This is a genomic window from Candidatus Babeliales bacterium, from assembly GCA_019749895.1.
Lineage (GTDB): Bacteria > Babelota > Babeliae > Babelales > RVW-14 > AaIE-18.
The window spans coordinates 333,459-349,257 of sequence record JAIEPG010000002.1 but is presented as its reverse complement, the minus strand read 5'-3'; the positions used below and the strand labels follow the sequence as shown (position 1 = coordinate 349,257).

The following is a 15,799-nucleotide window of genomic DNA, read 5'->3' as shown; positions in this document are numbered from 1 at the left end:
AAACTCCTTGAGACAACAACATTGTTATCTCATAAAAACACCTGCGACAGTTTTGTACAAAAGAGCGCCACCTATCGCCATTGCAGCGCGGCGGGAAACTCCCGTGTTTTAACGTCGTTCGCACATGTTAAGGAGAAGAAAGCCAAACTCGCAACATTGCCCAGCAATGCCCATTGGCCCCACGGAATTTTCCCGTGTAAAACCATTATTCGATGGTATTACGTTTTATTGTACATCTTTTGTACAGCAAGCGCAAATTTGTTTCAAATATCTGCTCTTTTTTAAAAAATTGATTTTTACTCAATGCATTGAGTAATTTTACTCAGTCCATTGAGTAAAATTGTAAAACTTCAAAAAAGTCGCAAAAAAGGGAATAATTCGATGTTTTTTAGATTACGCTTCGCCACGCTCATGCTCAGCACCTGCCTGCATCTTAGTGCTCAACCACCAACACTCTACAAAAAAACAGATCACTTTGAAATCTTGTGCGCACCACAAGATCAGACAATTGCCGAAGAAATACTTGTGCAAAATGAAGCTTTTTTTGCCAGGCTTTCACAAGATTTTAACCACACACCCAGCACACCATTTATTGTCACCATCCACCCAACTCTTGTAAGCCTGCACGAAGCTCTTGGCTGGCCCGATGCACCAAACTGGGTCATTGCACGCACCAAAGAAGGCACCGACACACGGGTTTGCCCCAACGCACCAGACACAACCTTCACGCGTGAACGCTTGATGCACTCTTACAAAATGGGCCTAACAACATTATTTTTATATAGCAAGTTCAGCACAGCAACTGAACTACCCCGCTGGTTGCAGCAGGGAATAGCACTGTACAAAGCCAATTGGTTTACCGCACAACAATGCAACAAAGAGCTTGGCAAAGACATGGCAAAACTGCCAGATATTGAACAACTTGAAACAAATGGTGCAATAGATTTTGCATGTAAAAACGGCTTTAAGGTTTCTTTTTCTCTTGTTGATTTTTTAGTTACACGATGGGGTTGGGATAGTGCTTTGACGCTTTTAGGCAACTATAACAATTTTGAAAAAATCGTTAAACTTGGCAAGCAAGAATTTAAGACCGAGTGGATTAAATACATCTCACAAAGTAACAGCCTAAAAAATTAAAGAAACTTTTATGATATTAAAAAAAGCTTTTATACAAACACCACTCGGCCCCATGCTGGCAATTGCAAGCGAGCAAGCGCTGCATCTGTTAGATTTTGTGGGCTCAAAAGACCTTGAACACAAAGTTGCACGCGTTACCAAACAAGCCAAAGCAACGCTAACGCCCGGCACCACGCCTGCTCTTGAAAATGTTGAACGCGAGCTGAATGCCTACTTTGCTGGAACACTTAAAAAATTTACCACGCCGCTAGTCTTTGCCGGTTCTCCATTTCAACAACGTGTGTGGCAGGCGCTGCAAAAAATTACGTTTGGCACCACCTGCGCATATGTAGACCTTGCGCGCGCCATTGGCAAGCCCACTGCGTTTCGCGCTGTTGCTCTGGCTAATGCTGCCAACCACTTTGCGGTTGTAGCTCCATGCCATCGCGTTATCAAAAAAAATAATGATTTATGTGGCTACAACAGCGGTGTTGAGCGCAAGGCGTGGTTACTTGAACACGAAAAGGGTATGTGCCATGACACCAAAAAGTGATACCAAACAACGCTGTTTTGGCTCTGGGCCGGGAAAAGAGTTTTATGCTACGTACCACGACAACGAGTGGGGCATACCGGTACACAACGACCAACATCTTTTTGAAATGCTTATTTTGGAAGGCGCGCAAGCTGGGCTGAGTTGGGAAACAGTATTAAAAAAGCGAGCAGCATATCGCGCTGCGTTTCATAACTTTAATCCGGCAAAAGTTGCTGCCATGAGCGATGTTGAGCTGACAGAGCAATGTCAAAATACAGGTATCATTCGTAATCGCTTAAAAATTTTTGGCGCACGACAAAACGCCCGTGCCTTTCTTGCCATTCAACAAGAGTTTGGCAGCTTTGATGAGTATGTTTGGCGCTTTGTTAATAACCAGCCCATCAAGCACACACGCACCAGTTTGCAAGACGTTCCTGCCACTTCGCCAGAAAGCGATGCACTCGCGCGCGATCTTAAAAAACGCGGCATGACCTTTGTGGGCTCAACAATTATGTACGCTTTTATGCAGGCAGTTGGCATGGTCAACGACCATGTGGTTGATTGTTGGCGGTACAGCAAATAAAACATAAGGAAACACAATGCCAAATAAAAAATTCTACATCACTTTAGAGCCTAACGAGCAAGAGTTTCTCTCAATACTTGCCAAAGAAAAAGATAAACCTATTTCTTTGCTAATTAAAGAATTTATCGAAGAAGCTCTAGAAAATCACGAAGACATGGCCCTTGCGGCCATTGCCAATAAACGCTTAAAAAAACCACAAAAAACTGTTCTACATGAAGATGTTTGGCAAAAGCTATTAAAACAGACAGCACAAAAATAAGCAAAACAAATGTTTTTCTTCCGCTTGAACAAAACTTGTTCTAACCTTCATAAAAAGAACCGAAACCCTTCCTTCAATTTTAAGGAGTTACGTTCATGAAATTATTAACAATGTCACTTACAGCCACAAGTTTTGTTATTATTGTTTCTGCCACTTCCTGCTTTGGCGCGGCAAAACCAACACTAACACCTGAAGAACTTTTCGCTGCAGAAGCTGCCGCTATGCAATATTTTCAAACTATGTTTGGTGGTCTTGGACTAACACCTGAAACTACTCCAAAAACTATTGATATTTTTGATGCAATCGAAGCTGGCAAAATTGAACGCGTGAACGAGGCGTTAAAAAACCCTGACTGCCTTGAAGCAAAAAACGAAATCGGCCAAACGCCTCTGCACGTAGCTGTTCATTTGGGAAAAACAGAAATTGCTGAAAAACTGCTGCAAGCGGGCGCAGACATTGAAGCTATCAATGGTACCGGGTGGACGGTACTTTTTGTAGCAACGCAAGCTTACAACAAAGAAATGATCGAACTTCTAAAACAATACAAAGCCAATCCCCGCGCAGAAATCATATATCCTTTTGACCAACAATATTGTGTAACACCACGCGAATTACTGGTCAATTTAAAAAACTTTGCACTTTTTGCCAGACAGCCAGTTAATCCAGGCACTGATGAAATGATCGCATTTCTTGAAGTGTGGGAAAAAGAATAATAAACTTAACACCGTTTTATTCAGGATAGTCGTCACAACAATAGTCACAACATCATCTCAAGGAATTGCCATGAAATTGTTCACACACACTCTCGCATCAACCAGCTTCGTTTTGCTTATTTCTGTCACTACATGTTTTGGCGCAGCAACAGAAGAAATGAAGCGTGGAGACCGCAGAATTATACAACTTTGTCCAGTCGACCGAACCATAATAAATGGTAATCTAGAAGAAGCAAAAGAAGCTTTAGCACAAAGACCCGCCCAAGTAAATGACCCATACACCAAAGGTCTCACGTTGCTACACATGGCTGCATTGCAAAACAACCAAGAAATGGTTGAACTTTTGTTGAATACCGGAGCAAAAATTGATGCACAAGACGATGATGGCAATACTGCCTTATTTAGCGCCTTCTACAAAAAAGATGATGAAGGTCTTGTACAATTTTTGGTTGATCGTAAAGCAAATATTTTAATTAAAGATAATCATGGCTTCACCGCACTTGAACTTGCACGCAGACAAGGGAAAGTAAGAGTTATGCGCGTTCTTGAAACTGCAATGGTTAATCAAGGGCTTAACAGCTGGTATGAGCAAGTCAAGGTACGTAGCGCACGGACAAAAAGTTTTTAAAAATTATTAGCAGCGCACAAAAAACATAAGCCATGAGTTTGGCGCAATAGAACGCTTAAGCTCATGCTCAACCACAAAACCATTGCGCGTTAAGATTTCAGAAAACTCTTGCTGGCTGTACAAAAAGAAGGTACGGCCAGTATGCTCTTCAAAAAGCTCGTCGTTGCCTTCTTTGAGCGAAATAAAGCCAATACCACCGGGCTTGATCGTCTTTTTTATCGACTGCAAAACTTTGTCTATTTCAGTTTTTGGAATGTGCAATAAGGTTGCCGCGCACCAAAAACCATCAAAACGTGCGGGCGCAAAATCTAACTCGTACAAACTTTTTTTAAGAAATGTTCCCGTTGGACATTGCGTGCGTGCAAAGTCTAGAAGACCTTGCGAAACATCAATACCAACATACTCATAGCCGCTTTTAAGAAATTGTACCGCATCGCGCCCGGTACCACTACCAAGTTCAAGAATTTTACCCCGCTCCAAAAGCTCTTTGTAAAGCTCAAACTCTGGTTCAAAATATGCCGGGTCGTTGTGCGTTTGGCCCCACGCTTGTGCCTTGGCATCATAAAACTCGATTGTTTGTTGTTCTTTGACTGAAACTTTTAATTCCTGATACATCATAAAAAAAGCCTTCTTTTTAATGTTAAAAAATATGATACACAGCTTATCGCACGCTCTTTAAATGCGAAAGCTTTTTTTGCTGGCACACGCTGTGCTAAAGTATGCGCACGTTAAAAACTATTTGTTTAAAGAACAAGAAGGAATATCAATGATTACATTTCGTTATTGCGCGGTGATAATAATGTTTTTTAGTTTGCCAAACATGAGCTGCCAAGGGGCTGCCGGAACACCCGAAAGCACCTGGGCCGCCGCTGAAGAATCTTTTAACCAAGCACAACTCATTCTTGAACCAGTTATGAATGGCGCAACACATCCAGACCAACCCAAACTCACTATCACCGACCCAGACATTTTTGAAACAGTTCTGAATACATTAACAAACGCTGCCCAGGTTCACAAAAAACCCACTATCCAAGAACGCTGCACGTTGTGCTCAAAAGTCTTAAATCTTTTGGAACAAGTACACCAATTTTATTGTAATGCGTTGATAGAAATACGAAACGAAGCTGATGGCATGGTAGAAATTTATCTGGACAGCGAACATACAAAAAGTGAACGCGGTGCACGCGGAGAATATCTTGTTGAGTGGAAAAAGGCTAACAAGAATATTTCTGAACTTGTAGATCGCATTTTTGATGATCAAGAAGGAACTACTTTTGATACTACTGCTTGGCTTGAAAGAATGCAGGCTTATGCACACAACAGTGGCTTAATAAACTAAGCACAAAAAACGCTGTTTTTTGATATTTTTGGTATATATTTGACAGATTGAATTAAATAATCTATCCTAAACGTATAATTAAAAACACTAGAATTACCACAAAAAAGACTATTTTATATCTGTTTAGGGGGTTATTTATTATGAAGAATATCAAGAAATTATTTGGATTATTGCCACTTTTGTTTGCCAGTTCAAGCCTTTTTGGTGCGTCGTTGCTTAAGAAAAAACGCTTTGACTATAAAAAAACCTATCCTCTCCACTTTGCTGTTGTGACTAATCAAACAACAACACTAACCGAACTGGTAAAAGATTACGCAAAGATCAATCAACAAGACAGTAAAAAAAACACACCGCTCATGCTAGCAGCTGAGCATGGTAGTTATGACTGCGCAATCATATTACTGGCAAACGGTGCTGACCCAAATTTTCAAGACCCACTCAAAGGCTCCGGCAATACACCACTTCATCTGGCAGCCTCAAATGGAAACGAGTGTATTATTCAATTACTCCTTGAACATGGAGCAATCCCCACCTTCATGAACTGTCAGGGCAACACACCACTTCACCTTGCAGTTCTTAATGAACGTCCAGAGTGCGCCAGTCTTCTTGCCGACCACCTGCTTTCAAACCCAAAGACTATGCTTTTTATTGGTTCCAAAAATTTGGATGGCCTATCACCAATAGATTGTGCACAAGGAGAAATGAAAAAAATTCTGTTAGCAACCTACAACAAAGCGCTCCACTGCTTTAATGCGGCACGGTCAGCAGGACCTTCTGTATGCCCCCCAACACCAACATTTGACCAAAGCCTGCAAGAACGGTTACAACAAGACTCCACATTTGCACAGTACGCCAACGATTATCCACTTCACTTTGCGGCATTTTATAACCAACAGGAAGTACTTACCCATCTTCTCAAAAAAGGATCTCTAAATGTTAATACTCAAGATGAGCAGGGAAAAACACCACTCTTTCTTGCCGCCCAACAAGGTCACTACGCTTGCGTAGTAGAACTTTTACAACACCAAGCAAATCCATCTATTTTCGATAGAGAATTGGGTAACACGCCTCTTCATTTTGCTGCAGCATTTGGTCATGCCGACATTGTTAATCTACTTCTCATGCATGGCGCTGATGCAACTCAAGTCAACCACAAACACTCAACACCACTCCACTTAGCAGCTCTCAAACAACAAACACCGTGCATTAAATTCTTGGCAAATCATTTGCTGTTAAAACCAGAAACACGGATATTTCTCGAGAATAAAAATCTTAACAATAACACCCCACTTGACCAGGCGCGAGGAGAAGCTGCTCAGGCTTTGCGTGAAGCAATGATTAAACGCCGCTTACTTGAGTTGGTAGAAGAGCCCTCAAGCGATACTGATTGCTCAGAAGACGAATAACCGCACACACTAATTTTTAGACATTTACAAGCACTCTGGCATAGCTTGAAGCCAAGCCAGGGTGCTTTTTTTACGTCCCTTCGAGGAGCCCGTCTTCGCTAAAGCTTCGCCGGGCTCCTCAGGGCGAACGGGATGGAACAAAACAATTTTAAAATTAAAAAAGCAGTAAAAAGAAACCAACAACGCTATAAGCCGCAAGTAAGCACATAGCTCCGCCCTCCCTGAGGAGCCCAACGGAGCCTTGGCGAAGACGGGCGTCTCGAAGGGTTGTTTTGTTTTTTAACTTCTCAATCACCGCTCACAAACACCACATCCAACAAAAATATTTCGCAAAACATCTACCAATAAATCTTTTTTATGTTCTTTAACAAAGTATTGAAATAATAAATCAAAAAATTCTATGCTTTTTGTGATTCGTGAAAAGTAGCAGTCCGAAAAACAAGGAGTATCCATGAAGCACCGCTCTATTCGCACACTTCTCGTGTTAGGCATGGTTGCATCGAGCCTGAGCGCTCGAAATTGCATTAGCGATCAAACCATGCAATTTAATGTCGGTTCAACATTTTGCCACGCCCAGTACGATCTTGGCGATGTGCCAACCATGAAAGGTTACCAAGCCGGTATTCATACAGACTTTACGTATTCAAAAGAAGAAAGTTTTTATGGCCAGGTGCAGTTTGACGGCAGCTGGAACGCTGGCTACATAGCAGGTAACTTGTCACAAAAAAGCAAAGTTGGCGACTACCGACCAGAAGCTTTTTTTGGTTATAACTTTAAAGGCTGGTGCGACAGAAGTGTGATCACCCCATTAATCGGCTTTGGCTACCACCATTTCTCAAACGAACTGTACCCACAAATCATTACCTACAACTACCACCATCTCTACATTCCTGTTGGCTTTGATGTAACCTGGCCAATGCGCGAATGCAACTTTGAAATTGGCTTGCGCGCACTTGCACGCCTTGGCGTTGCAACGTGGGTAGATTTGGAAACACCAGCAGTCAGACTTGCTGATGATATTGATCTTGACTGGTCATATGGCTTTCATGTTGAAATTCCACTGACCTGGCACAAAACCACCGCACACGACATCAACTGGCAAGTAAAAGTTGTGCCATATTTTGACTGGAACCATTTTGGTGATTCAGATGATCATGGTCCATTTAATTTGCAAATTAGCGTGCCTGAACTTGACCGTTGGCACCTTGGCCTTCACGTAGATTTTGGTATGCGATTCTAACCAAACGTAATTTGAAACGAGGCAAACATTATGAATAAAAAAATTATCCTGTTACTCTCGGTCCTTTGCTCGTACGGGCTTGCCCAGGCAGACGATTTCACTCTTGTCCGCCGTGCCAACCGTCGGTTTAATGCTGCCACCGTGCGTGATGAGGCAACTGACCGCTGTGTGCGACAAGATCTTTGGGAACAACCAACCAACGGCGATGAAGAGTTGTATGACGATTATCGCGGCAACTACAGCAAGGGGTTAGCACAACTTGCCAGCGGCCTGCCAGATCCAAAGGCTTATGAATCTCTGCTATTTGCACTGGCAACCGGTAAGCCAAGCGATTTTGACAAAATTATGATGGGCACCAATCCTGTTCAACGCAAACTACACTCCCCACAAGCCGGCTTTGATTTCAATTTGGGCGGCGCTGACAGCTGGATTCATTCCATTGCCGCACCTCCTGCTTTAGCATCGGCAGAAAAAGCTGGTGAGCTGATTGAGTTGTATCAAATGGCTTTATTGCGCGATCAACGATTCAATGAAGATTTTGCAGGACCAACGGCAGAGGTTACTGCTGCTCTTACAGCGCTTAATGCGCTTTCTGACTTCAGGGGACCAAAAGCCGGCGGTATGGTTACCGCGCAAACTCTCTTCAGATCCAACGTTCCTGGCGCCGTTGATGGACCATATATTTCACAATTTTTATTGCTTCCAGTTTCGTTTTCAGACACCACATTTACTCAAACATACAGAGTTCCAAAAGCTGTTGGTAATGTAAACATCAATCTTAACAACAAGGACAACAATTTCTTAACAGATATCGCAACATGGACAAACATACAAAAAGGACAAAATCCTACAAATGCTATTGATTTTGAAACTGGGTTGTACCGACACATTATCACACTTCGCGACCTTGCCAGCTTTGTACATAACGACCCACCACAACTTCCTTACATTTTTGCGCTTTTAATTCTTGCTGGATGGGCAGGAACTGATGCAACGGTTTTCAATCCAAATAACCCTTATGCCGGCAACCCAACGCAAACACAATTTGCAGAGTTCTTTGTGCCACAATTCATAGGACTTTTATCACTAGCTTGTGATATGGCTCTTCGTGCCGCATGGTACCAAAAGTGGGTCGTGCACCGCACCATTCGACCAGAATACATGGCATGGCTTGCTCATCAACAATACAATGGTGTTGCTGGTTTTACAAACTTGCATAATGATCTTTTTGCTCCTTCAACTACACTAGACGATATCAACACTTTAAACATGACAACTGGTGGTGATGATACTTATCTTCTTCCACAAGTATTTCCTGAAGGTTGTCCACTCCACCCAACCTACCCTGCAGGACACGCAACAATTGGCGGCGCTGCAGCAACAATTCTTAAAGCATTCTTCAATGGGGATCATGACGTTCCCAACCCGGTAGTAGCAAATGCTGCAGGTACTGCTCTCGCCCCATATGGTGGCCCAGCCCTAAAAATCGGTAACGAGCTTAACAAACTGGCAGCAAACATTGCAATCGGCCGCAACATGGCTGGTGTTCACTACCGCTCAGACGGAGAAGAATCACTACGTCTTGGCGAAGCTGTAGCACTTTCATTGTTGGAAGACTTTGCATACACCATGAACATCGATTTTGAAGGCTTTAAACTTAAAAAGTTTGACGGCACAGAAGTTACCGTTGGCGCAAAAAAGGTTATGCCAGGCTTACCTCGCTAATATCACGCTGATCTAAAAAAAAGGGCTCCGATTTTGGGGCCCTTTTTTATTGCACTAACTAGTAAAAAACGTTATAGTTTACCCCCGTAAAATTTTTACTAAATTTTTTGTATTTTTATAACACACATCAACAAAAAGGTTTCTCTTCATGAAAAAACAACTGGTACTTGTACTCACGCTCTCATGTTCACTTTTTAACAACGCAACACCTGCTGCAAGCCCTGCCGCCTCACCGGTAACTGAACGCACCGCACAAGCACTGCTCAACTTACGCAGATCAAACCCCCTCACACGCCTTCAACCAACAAATATGCTCAGTGAATACAAACAAGCATTGCTCATTGATTGCATTAAAAATAACAACACCACTGCTTTGTATTTTTTCATGTTTAGCCACCCAGAAGCCTTGAAAGCACGAGACAAAAATGGCAATACTGCTTTGCACTTGGCAGCAAGTAGCGGCAAGCTTGACTGTGTTAAAACCATTCTTGAACAATGCTGCGACAACTGCCGCATCTTGAAATATCACAAAAAAAGGCAACAACTGTGGCAGCTTAATGCTCAAAACAACAGCGGTGCAACAGCTCTTCATGTGGCAGTTATTAACGGGCACAAAGAAGTTGTGCAAGAACTTTTAAAATATGGCGCTAATCCAAATGCGGCAACGTTAAAACTAGAAACTGCTTCAAACGTAACGCCCGTTCATTCAGCAATTATCATGAACAATCTTGGACTTTTGTACCTGCTGCTTGAACATCCAAAAACTGACCTCAACCTTGCCATGAATGTTGGCGCTTACGCACTAACGCCACTTCAACTTGCACAACAAAAAGGATTTGTTAAGTGCGTTGAGCTTTTGAAATATTATGAGAACAAAAAAAAAGCAACAGACTACGTACAAGCAAAACCATTGCAAACACCAACAATAAGCAAGCTTAAAGCAGATGGTATTGATCTGTTAAAAGAAGAGCATGAAGCCAAGCAACAAAAAATAACCCAACCAGCACAATCACTCAATCTTGAAAATCAAGAAAATACCGCGCCAGAAATGCTAGATTCAAAATAGTTAAATAGCCAATAAACGCAACCACCAAACTGTTAAAACAAGAAAGCACATGAATATGCTTAAAAAAATTGTAATGCCATTTATTTTTTGCTGCACTGTTTTTACTCAAGCAACACCGGCAATGCCTGATTTTTACTACGCAGCTATCAAAGATAATCTTGAACAACAAGGAACAACTGTTTTGCACGCAGCGGCAGAACATGGATATGACGCTTTTATAATGCCATTAATTGCGAGCGGTTTTCTTGTTAACGCGCTCGACAACAAAGGCAACACAGCCTTGCATTGCGCTGCGTTAAACGGGCATAATCTCTGCGTTGAACAACTTCTTATTGCTGCTCAAGTTCAGCATGAAAACTTACTCAACATACAAAACAACTGGGGCTTTACGCCATTGCATTATGCAACACTGAGCAACAATACAGCTTGTATTGAACTTTTGTTAACGTATGGCGCTAACCCTCGCGTTACAACATATCCCAGTGAACCGGGAAAAAGCGGAAAAACAGCACAAGATTTGGCTATTGCGATGGAAAAAACTGAAGCGTTTGCAGTCTTGCAAAAATGGGCTGATTGGGAAGCAACAAGAATTAAAAAACCTATGTTGCCATCATTTGACGATGTTTTAAGCTTTACTGGCTTAACACGATAATTTTTTTATTTTTTTATTTAGTAAAAGAAAGAGGGTGCTTCTTGGTTTAAGAAGCACCCTCTTTCTTTATTATCAAAAACTTTTATTGCAAACTGGTACCGTTTGGTACATTATGCGCAACCGTACTCATGCGCAACGTACCATCAGCATCTTTGGCAAACAGCATCATACCGTGCGATTCAAAGCCCATCATTTTGCGTGGTGCCAAGTTGGTAACAAACACGCCCTGCTTACCAAGCAAATCTTCAGGCGTAAAGTATTTTTTAATGCCAGAAAGAATTTGGCGCATGCCAAGCTCACCAAAATTAACCTGAAGCTTATAAAGCTTATCGGAACCTTCAATCGCTTCACACTGTTCAATAGTGCCAACGCGCAACTCAACTTTTGCAAAATCATCAATCGTAATCACGTTCTGTTCCTGTTTTTTTTCTTCAGTTGTCTCTTGAACCGCCGACCATACATCAGGCCGCACAAAGAGCGGCTCTGGTGTCATAGTCAACACAAAGGTTTTATTCCATTTATTTTCACGCAAATCTTGTTCGTAATTTTTGCCCAGCTCAAGCGTGTGGCCAAGTGAGGCCAACAAGCTTTCCATTTTGGTAGGCATAATGGGCCAGAGCATAATACCTATCGCACGCAAACTGTGACACGTTGCGGCAATAACTTCGTCAAAAAGCTCACGGTTAGTTTTTGCCAAAACCCACGGTTGTTGCTCATGAAAAAAGGCATTAACCAGTGACATAAACTTCCAGAGCTCTGCCAACGCAACATGATAGAAACCTTTGTTCATCTCTTCCCAATAAAAGCGATAGGTCTCAGCACAGTGGTCGCGCAAAATACTAGAACGCGCTTCCCACAGCGAAGCTGAACAGGCACCATCATCGCCTATTGGCGGGTTCACACGTTCAAGACCGTGCTTGAGCGCAAGCGTGAGCGTGCGGTTGAGCAAGTTGCCCAAATTATTGGCCAAGTCTGCAGTAATGTGCTCTTCCAAATCTTTTAAACTAAAACTACCATCTTGCGTTATAGCCATTTGTCTAATCAAATAATAACGCACTTGGTCCACGCCATAACGCTCGGCCAAGGTCATGGGATCAATAGCATTGCCCAGCGATTTAGACATTTTTTGACTGTCCATCAAAATGTAGCCGTGCACCAATAAGCGCTTTGGCAACGGCAAGCCTGCAGCCATTAAAAATGCAGGCCAGTACACGGCATGAAACCGCACAATGTCTTTGGCTAATATTTGCATTTCTGCTGGCCACCAAAAGTCAAATTTTTCACGCGCTTGCGCCGACTCTTGGCCATAACCAAGCGCACTGATGTAGTTTACCAGTGCGTCGCCCCACACATACACGGTGTGCGCAGCATCACCCGGGAACGGGATGCCCCACGAAACGGTTTTGCGTGAAATACTTAAATCTTTTAAGCCGGATTTTACAAACGAAATGACTTCGTTAATACGATCTTTTGGCGTAATAAAGTTAGGATTGTTTTCATAAAAATCAAGCAACTGCTCTTCGTATGCTGAAAGTCTGAAAAAATAGCTTTCTTCAGCAACTTCACGCAACGTACGGTTGCACGAAGGGCACAAATAAATACCGTTGGTATCTTTTGCCGAATCGGCATCAATAGTTACAAACGTTTCACACGGCACGCAATACCAGCCGGTGTATTCAGATTTATAAATATCATCTTGCTCAATTAATTTATTAATAAATGCCGTTACTGCTGTTTTATGTTCAGCATCGGTGGTGCGAATAAATTTGTCGTAACCAATGTTGTAGTGCTGCCACACTTTTTTAAATTCGGGGACAATAGCATCTACAAATGCTTGCGGTTGCTTGCCAGCCTCCAAAGCTTTTTCTTGAATTTTTTGCCCGTGCTCGTCGGTTCCAGTTAAAAAGAAGACTTTTTCACCAAGCAACTTGTGCCAGCGCGCTGCGGCGTCTGCCAACAAGGTTGAGTACAGCGTTCCCAAATGTGGTTTTGCGTTAACGTAATAAATGGGTGTCGTTATATAAAATTTATTTTTGTTCATGACTTTCTTTCTTCTGCTTGATAGCGCGGCTCATTAAAGGTGTCGAGGCGGGTAAAAAACGAACCCCAACGCACACGCTTGGTCCAAAACGTTATTGGATGTTTTACAAAATCAAACAACCAAAATGGTTCTTCGCTGTCTATTGAATACATTACAAAACTGGCACGACCATGAATTAACCGTTGGTCTAACAAACCCCAGTAGCGACTGTCGCGACTGTTTTTGCGACTGTCTCCCATTACCCAGCACATCCCTGGCGGTATGGTTATGGGACCAAATTTGTCGATATTATAAATGTGTTCTTCGTGCATACTTTGTTTTATAACATACGTCGGCGTAAACGGCTGACTCAACACAAGCTCGTGAGTAACAGGATCTCGTACCACATCACGCTCTTTGAGATGATAAAAAGGCTGCTCATCAAACGAAACGTTTGGATTATAAGAATAATGTGCAATTTTACTTGAAGCACACAATGCTGTTGGAATTTTAAATCCAAAAAAATTGTTCTGCGCAACAAGGCCTACTCTCTTTTTTACTTTAACCAGTGGGTACGAATTTACGTACGGCTCTTCTAACAACTGCCCATTCAAATAGACAACGGTACGACCATTTTCTACACGCCCTTCTATGGTATCACCCGGTACGGCAATAACACGCTTTACCCAATTGTCTGGCCCTGCGGACAACCCCAGCGCTGGCACAGGAACGCCAATATAGCGCTGCCACAACCAAGCAAAGAGATTTTTTTTGTCATAGTCAAATTCAGGGTTATCAAAAATAACCAAATCGCCCCGCTTTACTTGATCCAAATAGTAGGCCATTTTGTTGCCCCAAATCCGATGGCCAACTAAAATATTTGTCTCAGCAGAACCGGAAGGAACATGGTAAAGCCCAAAGACAAAACTACGTAAAACCAATGCAACAAAAAAGGCAACAGTGACTGAATTAAACCATTGACGCCATTCGGGCAACGTTACATTATAAAGCTCAGAATAAACCGCATGAAACTCACGCATCTTATTCTTAAGCACTACTTCGTCTGCTTGGCCCTCTGCGGTTGGATGCATGCCAATCTGAATCTCATTGAGATAATTTTGAGAGTCGGTCATCAACTGAGCTGCCTTTTCGGCTTGCCTTGTTAAACCTTGTTTTTGCCAGCTGCTAATCCGTTTTGCAAAAAACTTCTTACGTCGCTCAAAACGAGCGCGAGCCTTTTCAAATGAACGGTTCAATTCGTTCATAATGTGGGTACCTATCAGTAGTGATTATCTATTCTTTTGCTTGTGCAACAACGTCATTTTTCAACATTTTAAGCGTGCGATTCCAACGAACATGCTTAGTCCAAAAATTCATTGGGTGTTTTAATAAATCAAACAACCAAAAGTCTTCTTCACTGTCCAGCGAGAAAAGAACAAAGCTTGCACGCCCACGAATATACTTTTTATGCAACGGACCCCAATAACGGCTGTCTTCACTGTTTTTTCTGCTGTCGCCCATGACCCAGTACATATCTTTTGGCAGCGTAAACGGCCCAAAGGTATCGCGACTAAAAAATTCTTTGTACCCAACTTTAATATCATAAATTGGCGAATAAGGCTGGTACAGCACAGGCTTGCCAGTATGCGAATCACGAATTATATTTGCTTCTTCAATATCGTAAAATGGCTGAGCATTGTATGGTTTTGTTGGCACATACGTATAACGCAATTCTTTGGTCCAATGCTTACGCAAGAAACTAGGAACCATAAACGGTCCAATGTTGTCAAAATTAATAAAGCCTTTTTCTTTACGCATGGCAATGAGCGGATAAGGATTCACATACGGCTCATCCAGCTTGGCACCATTCAAATAAATTGTTGTTTTGCCATCTTCAATGCGCCCTTCAATAGTATCGCCAGGAATTGCAATAACACGCTTAACCACATTAATAGGCCCCGCACTTAAACCCAGCATAGGAACCGGCAAACCAATAAAGCGTTGCCATAAATATTGTATAGTGCTTGAACGGTCATACACGTGACGAGGGTCGTCAAAAATAACCAACTCACCGCGCTGCACGGGATGCAAATAGTAGGCCATTTTGTTGCCCCAAATCCGGTCGCCCACCAAAATGTTTGGTTCGGCAGAACCGGTGGGCACGTGGTACGGACTAAAAATTGTGTGGCGCAAAATAAATGCTAAAACTAACGCAACAACAATTGCTTCAAACCATTGCTGCACAAGCGGCTTGGTTGATTCATTTAATTCTTTATAAATTTTGCCAAAGCGCTTTACTTTTGCCTTTATTGCTACAGCATCTGCTGTGGCTGCAGAGAACTCGTGCTGCAGTTCTTGCACCAAATGGTCAGCCTGCTCAAGCAAATTTTTTGCGTTGCGACAAGGCTCATCTAAACCCTTTAAGCACCATTTTTCAACTTTTTTTTTGAACAACTCTTTCTTACTTTGATACTTGTCGTTGAGGTGTTTAAATTTTTTTCTTAAGCGTTCGATCATAAT

Annotated in this window: 16 protein-coding genes; 12 read left to right on the top strand and 4 right to left on the bottom strand. The window is 42.3% G+C overall.

Annotated elements, in window-relative coordinates:
* The first annotated feature begins 381 nt into the window (after positions 1–381).
* The 6 genes from K2W90_02560 to K2W90_02535 all read left to right on the top strand — a co-directional run bounded on the left by K2W90_02560 (position 382) and on the right by K2W90_02535 (position 3,831).
* The gene (locus K2W90_02560) at positions 382–1,137 is read left to right on the top strand and encodes a hypothetical protein (GenBank protein MBY0353224.1); all 756 of its coding nucleotides are present in this window, start codon (positions 382–384) and stop codon (positions 1,135–1,137) included.
* A 10-nt stretch (positions 1,138–1,147) separates the two neighbouring features.
* Positions 1,148–1,669, top strand: coding sequence for a methylated-DNA--[protein]-cysteine S-methyltransferase (locus K2W90_02555; GenBank protein MBY0353223.1), 522 nt, complete (start codon positions 1,148–1,150; stop codon positions 1,667–1,669).
* Positions 1,653–2,231, top strand: coding sequence for a DNA-3-methyladenine glycosylase I (locus K2W90_02550; GenBank protein ID MBY0353222.1), 579 nt, complete (start codon positions 1,653–1,655; stop codon positions 2,229–2,231). The genes K2W90_02555 and K2W90_02550 overlap by 17 nt, the downstream gene beginning before the upstream one ends.
* 16 nt (positions 2,232–2,247) lie before the next feature.
* A complete protein-coding gene (locus tag K2W90_02545; GenBank protein ID MBY0353221.1) occupies positions 2,248–2,490 on the top strand; it encodes a hypothetical protein in 243 nt (80 codons plus the stop codon).
* A 95-nt stretch (positions 2,491–2,585) separates the two neighbouring features.
* Complete coding sequence (locus K2W90_02540; protein MBY0353220.1) at positions 2,586–3,203, top strand: ankyrin repeat domain-containing protein; 618 nt, start codon at positions 2,586–2,588, stop codon at positions 3,201–3,203.
* Positions 3,204–3,273: 70 nt separating this feature from the next.
* A complete protein-coding gene (locus K2W90_02535) occupies positions 3,274–3,831 on the top strand; it encodes an ankyrin repeat domain-containing protein (protein MBY0353219.1) in 558 nt (185 codons plus the stop codon).
* Positions 3,832–3,837: 6 nt separating this feature from the next.
* On the opposite strand, the gene K2W90_02530 is transcribed toward K2W90_02535, so the two are convergent.
* On the bottom strand, positions 3,838–4,449 hold the full coding sequence (locus K2W90_02530; GenBank protein MBY0353218.1) for a class I SAM-dependent methyltransferase: 612 nt from the start codon (positions 4,447–4,449) through the stop codon (positions 3,838–3,840).
* Positions 4,450–4,597: 148 nt separating this feature from the next.
* Between K2W90_02530 and K2W90_02525 the strand changes: the two genes are divergently transcribed.
* From K2W90_02525 to K2W90_02500, 6 genes are all read left to right on the top strand, one after another.
* On the top strand, positions 4,598–5,170 hold the full coding sequence (locus tag K2W90_02525) for a hypothetical protein (protein MBY0353217.1): 573 nt from the start codon (positions 4,598–4,600) through the stop codon (positions 5,168–5,170).
* 140 nt (positions 5,171–5,310) lie between these two features.
* Entirely contained in the window at positions 5,311–6,576 is a 1,266-nt protein-coding gene (locus K2W90_02520) for an ankyrin repeat domain-containing protein (protein ID MBY0353216.1), read from the top strand.
* Positions 6,577–7,027: 451 nt separating this feature from the next.
* On the top strand, positions 7,028–7,816 hold the full coding sequence (locus K2W90_02515) for a hypothetical protein (protein ID MBY0353215.1): 789 nt from the start codon (positions 7,028–7,030) through the stop codon (positions 7,814–7,816).
* A 30-nt stretch (positions 7,817–7,846) separates the two neighbouring features.
* The gene (locus K2W90_02510) at positions 7,847–9,541 is read left to right on the top strand and encodes a vanadium-dependent haloperoxidase (GenBank protein MBY0353214.1); all 1,695 of its coding nucleotides are present in this window, start codon (positions 7,847–7,849) and stop codon (positions 9,539–9,541) included.
* A 148-nt stretch (positions 9,542–9,689) separates the two neighbouring features.
* Positions 9,690–10,607 (top strand): ankyrin repeat domain-containing protein, encoded by a 918-nt coding sequence (locus tag K2W90_02505; GenBank protein MBY0353213.1) that lies wholly within the window; start codon positions 9,690–9,692, stop codon positions 10,605–10,607.
* A gap of 49 nt (positions 10,608–10,656) precedes the next feature.
* Entirely contained in the window at positions 10,657–11,259 is a 603-nt protein-coding gene (locus K2W90_02500; GenBank protein MBY0353212.1) for an ankyrin repeat domain-containing protein, read from the top strand.
* A gap of 82 nt (positions 11,260–11,341) precedes the next feature.
* Here the strand turns inward: K2W90_02500 and metG are convergent, their stop codons facing one another.
* From metG to lepB (K2W90_02485), 3 genes are read right to left on the bottom strand one after another with little or no spacing between them, the layout of a single operon-like run.
* Positions 11,342–13,300, bottom strand: a complete 1,959-nt coding sequence (gene metG / locus K2W90_02495; GenBank protein MBY0353211.1) for a methionine--tRNA ligase — start codon at positions 13,298–13,300, stop codon at positions 11,342–11,344.
* The gene (lepB, locus tag K2W90_02490; GenBank protein MBY0353210.1) at positions 13,297–14,544 is read right to left on the bottom strand and encodes a signal peptidase I; all 1,248 of its coding nucleotides are present in this window, start codon (positions 14,542–14,544) and stop codon (positions 13,297–13,299) included. Before lepB (K2W90_02490) ends, metG begins: the two co-directional genes overlap by 4 nt.
* Positions 14,545–14,572: 28 nt before the next feature.
* Positions 14,573–15,796, bottom strand: coding sequence for a signal peptidase I (gene lepB / locus K2W90_02485; protein MBY0353209.1), 1,224 nt, complete (start codon positions 15,794–15,796; stop codon positions 14,573–14,575).
* Positions 15,797–15,799 lie beyond the last annotated feature (3 nt).

What these genes read in the sequence shown, in the direction of transcription:
- K2W90_02550 (MBY0353222.1), top strand. Translation starts at nt 1,653, where the DNA reads ATGACACCAAAAAGTGATACCAAACAACGCTGTTTTGGCTCTGGGCCG.
- lepB (MBY0353209.1), bottom strand. Translation starts at nt 15,796, where the DNA reads ATGATCGAACGCTTAAGAAAAAAATTTAAACACCTCAACGACAAGTAT.
- K2W90_02560 (MBY0353224.1), top strand. Translation starts at nt 382, where the DNA reads ATGTTTTTTAGATTACGCTTCGCCACGCTCATGCTCAGCACCTGCCTG.
- K2W90_02510 (MBY0353214.1), top strand. Translation starts at nt 7,847, where the DNA reads ATGAATAAAAAAATTATCCTGTTACTCTCGGTCCTTTGCTCGTACGGG.
- K2W90_02555 (MBY0353223.1), top strand. Translation starts at nt 1,148, where the DNA reads ATGATATTAAAAAAAGCTTTTATACAAACACCACTCGGCCCCATGCTG.
- K2W90_02530 (MBY0353218.1), bottom strand. Translation starts at nt 4,449, where the DNA reads ATGATGTATCAGGAATTAAAAGTTTCAGTCAAAGAACAACAAACAATC.
- K2W90_02505 (MBY0353213.1), top strand. Translation starts at nt 9,690, where the DNA reads ATGAAAAAACAACTGGTACTTGTACTCACGCTCTCATGTTCACTTTTT.
- K2W90_02515 (MBY0353215.1), top strand. Translation starts at nt 7,028, where the DNA reads ATGAAGCACCGCTCTATTCGCACACTTCTCGTGTTAGGCATGGTTGCA.
- K2W90_02525 (MBY0353217.1), top strand. Translation starts at nt 4,598, where the DNA reads ATGATTACATTTCGTTATTGCGCGGTGATAATAATGTTTTTTAGTTTG.
- K2W90_02535 (MBY0353219.1), top strand. Translation starts at nt 3,274, where the DNA reads ATGAAATTGTTCACACACACTCTCGCATCAACCAGCTTCGTTTTGCTT.
- K2W90_02540 (MBY0353220.1), top strand. Translation starts at nt 2,586, where the DNA reads ATGAAATTATTAACAATGTCACTTACAGCCACAAGTTTTGTTATTATT.
- lepB (MBY0353210.1), bottom strand. Translation starts at nt 14,544, where the DNA reads ATGAACGAATTGAACCGTTCATTTGAAAAGGCTCGCGCTCGTTTTGAG.
- K2W90_02520 (MBY0353216.1), top strand. Translation starts at nt 5,311, where the DNA reads ATGAAGAATATCAAGAAATTATTTGGATTATTGCCACTTTTGTTTGCC.
- K2W90_02500 (MBY0353212.1), top strand. Translation starts at nt 10,657, where the DNA reads ATGAATATGCTTAAAAAAATTGTAATGCCATTTATTTTTTGCTGCACT.
- metG (MBY0353211.1), bottom strand. Translation starts at nt 13,300, where the DNA reads ATGAACAAAAATAAATTTTATATAACGACACCCATTTATTACGTTAAC.
- K2W90_02545 (MBY0353221.1), top strand. Translation starts at nt 2,248, where the DNA reads ATGCCAAATAAAAAATTCTACATCACTTTAGAGCCTAACGAGCAAGAG.